General features: G+C 66.4%; 3 protein-coding genes. 2 read left to right on the top strand and 1 reads right to left on the bottom strand.

From position 1 onward, the window contains the following. Window positions 1–328: DnaJ C-terminal domain-containing protein (locus AC1DYI_RS31590; RefSeq protein WP_477208067.1), on the top strand; the 328-nt coding region annotated here is incomplete at its 5' end. Between the two features lie 137 nt (window positions 329–465). Continuing rightward, window positions 466–2229: a response regulator gene (locus tag AC1DYI_RS31585; protein WP_477208066.1), complete on the top strand. Its 1764-nt coding sequence runs from the start codon at window positions 466–468 to the stop codon at window positions 2227–2229. Here AC1DYI_RS31585 and AC1DYI_RS31580 read toward each other — a convergent pair. Beyond that, window positions 2226–2842 (bottom strand): SPL family radical SAM protein (locus tag AC1DYI_RS31580; protein ID WP_477208065.1); only part of this gene is annotated, 617 nt, incomplete at its 5' end. The genes AC1DYI_RS31585 and AC1DYI_RS31580 overlap by 4 nt on opposite strands.

Raw genomic sequence — 2842 nt, 5'->3', positions numbered from 1 at the left:
GCATTGCACGGTGCCCGTCGGCATGGTGATAGCGGCCCTGGGCGGATCGGTCGAGGTGCCGACGCTGTCCAGCAAGGTCGAGATCGAGCTGCCGGAAGGCACGCAGCACGGCAAGACCTTCCGCCTGCGCGGCAAGGGCATCAAGGGCATCCGCTCCAGCTACCCGGGCGATCTGTACTGCCACGTCACCGTGGAAACGCCGGTCAAGCTGACCGAGCACCAACGCAAATTGCTCAAGGAACTGGACGAATCGCTCAAGAAGGGCGGCGAGCGCCACTCGCCGAACGCCAAAAGCTGGACGGACCGGGTGAAGGACCTGTTCAAGTAGCGTTGGCCGCGGCCGATATGCACAGACAAGGCCGTTGGGATCTTCCAGCGGCACACCTTGCCTGGCGTCGGCCGCATGTCCACCTGCCTGTTCCACACCCCTGCTGAAGTTTCGCCGGCGCGTCGAGGAGACGGTCGGTGACCCGCGCGGACCACGATTTCAGCAGCTGCAAGGCGCTGATCATCGATGGTCATCCCACCTCGCGCAGCATCATCGCTTCGCAGCTGCGCGACCTGGGCGTGGGCACGGTCATTCAATGCAACCGCGTGGCCGATGCACGCAAGCAACTGGAAGCCCGCGAGTTCGATCTGGTGCTGTGCGAACAGCACTTCCAGGACGGCGCCTCCTCCGGCCAGTCGCTGCTGGACGACCTGCGCCGTGCCCAGTTGCTGCCGTTTTCCACCGTCTTCGTGATGGTGACCGGCGAGGCCAGCTACACGGCGGTCGCCGAAGCCGCTGAATCGGCACTCGACAGCTACCTGCTCAAACCCTTTGCAGCCTCATCGCTGGCCGACCGGCTGCTGCAAGCGCGCAAGCGCAAGCGCGTGTTGCGCGACATCTTCACGGCGATCGAAGCCGGCGACTTCGACCAGGCCGCCCGGCTGTGCCTGGTCCGCTTCCAGGCGAAGGCGGAGTACTGGCTGTACGCCRCCCGCATCGGCGCCGAGCTGCTGTTGCGGATCGGAAAGACCGACGCGGCACAAACGCTCTTCCAGGCTGTCATCGACGCCCAGGCCCTGCCCTGGGCAAAGCTCGGCATTGCCCGCTCGCAGCTCGAAGGCGGCAAGGTTCAACAGGCCCGTCGCACGCTGGAGGTGTTGATTGCCGACGACCCCAGCCATGCCGAYGCCTACGATGTCATGGGCCGGGTGCACGTGGAACAGGGCTCGCTGACCGAGGCGCTGGAAACCTACCGCATGGCCACTCAGCTGACGCCAGGCTCGATCGAGCGGCTGCAGCGCCAGGGCATGCTGGCCTTCTACTGCGGTGAACATGCCGAGGCGCGGCGCGCGCTGGAGCGTGCTGCCGCCATCGGCATCACGTCGAAGATGTTCGACCTGCAGTCGATGGTGCTGCTGGCCTTTGCTCGGTTTCGCGACAAGGACGGCAAGGGCCTGCAGCGCTGCGCCGACAACGTCCGCCACGTGCTGGAAAAGGCGCCGAACAGTCCTCGCCTGCGCCGCTTTGCAGCGCTGATCGACACCTTGTGCCTGATGCAGGGCCGCCAGTTGGCCCGTGTGCTCGAAGAGCTGCGTCAGATGGCCCAGGACATCAGGCAGCCGAACTTCGACATCGAAGCCGCGTTGAACATGGTGTCGCTGTTGTCAGAGCTGGCGGCCGCCGAGCTGCAACTGGACGCCGCCAACGAGTGGATCGAAACGATCGCGATGCGCTTTTGCGTGTCGAAAAGCCTGTCTGAGCTGCTGGCCAAGGCCTGCGGCGTCTACCCGCCTTATGCCGAGCAGGTGCGGGGCGCCCACGCCAAGATATTGGCCCTGGCCGAAGCCGCGATGAACCACAGCCTGAACGGCGAGCCGCGAGCCGCCGCCAAGGCCTTGCTCACGCATGGCGCCAAGACCCTGAACACCAAGCTGATCGACATGGCTCGCATGGTGCTGCAGCGCCACGCCGAGAAGATCGCCGACGCCGCCGACCTGCAATCGCAAGCGGACGAGCTGTACGCCAAGCTGGCCTCGGCGACGATGCCCGGTTTCAGCAGCGGCGCCAACCGCCAGTCTGGCGGGCTGGCTCTGCGAGCGGCCGCGGCACCGGCACCAGGTGCCGCCCCGGCAGCGACGCCGGCCACCGACGAGCCCAGCACAGCGGGAACAGTTGACGCCGCAAATGCAGAGGTGCAGGACGCCCCGGCCCTGGCCACCGAGCCCAGCGACGCCGGCTAGAACAGGCTCTGCTGCGCCGGCGGATCAGCCGGCGGCAGCACCGGCTTCAGTTTGACCTTGGGCTGGCGCACGAAACGCGTCATGTCCAGCTCGGTCCGGTCGTTGAGCAGCCCCAGCCGCGACGCCGCCTTGTGGAAGCGCTGGCGAATGAGATCAGCCCACACACCATGCCCGGTCATGCGGCTGCCGAATTTCGCGTCGTAGTCTTTGCCGCCTCGCATGTCGCGGATGCGCGCCATCACACGCTTGGCCCGCTCGGGGAAATGCGCCTCCAGCCACTGCTGGAACAACGGGTTCACCTCCCACGGCAGGCGGATCACGATGCTGAAGGCCCGGGTCGCGCCGGCTTGCGCCGCTGCTTCGAGGATGCGCTCGAGCTCAGGCTCGTTGATGAACGGGATCATCGGCGAAGCGCTGACGCCCACCGGAATACCGGCCTTGACCAGCCGCTCGATCGTCTTCAACCGCCGATCGGGCTGCGCCGCACGAGGCTCGAGGATGCGAGCCAGCCCGCCATCCAGCGTGGTCAGCGAGATGTAGGCCGCCGCCATGCCCTCGGCCGCCATTGGCGCGATCAGGTCGATGTCGCGCTCGATGCCAGATGATTTGGTGA

The organism is Ideonella sp. P3_A4, from assembly GCF_056403075.1.
Note: the sequence above shows the minus strand (reverse complement) of the source record. Positions and strands in the feature narration are given on the sequence as shown.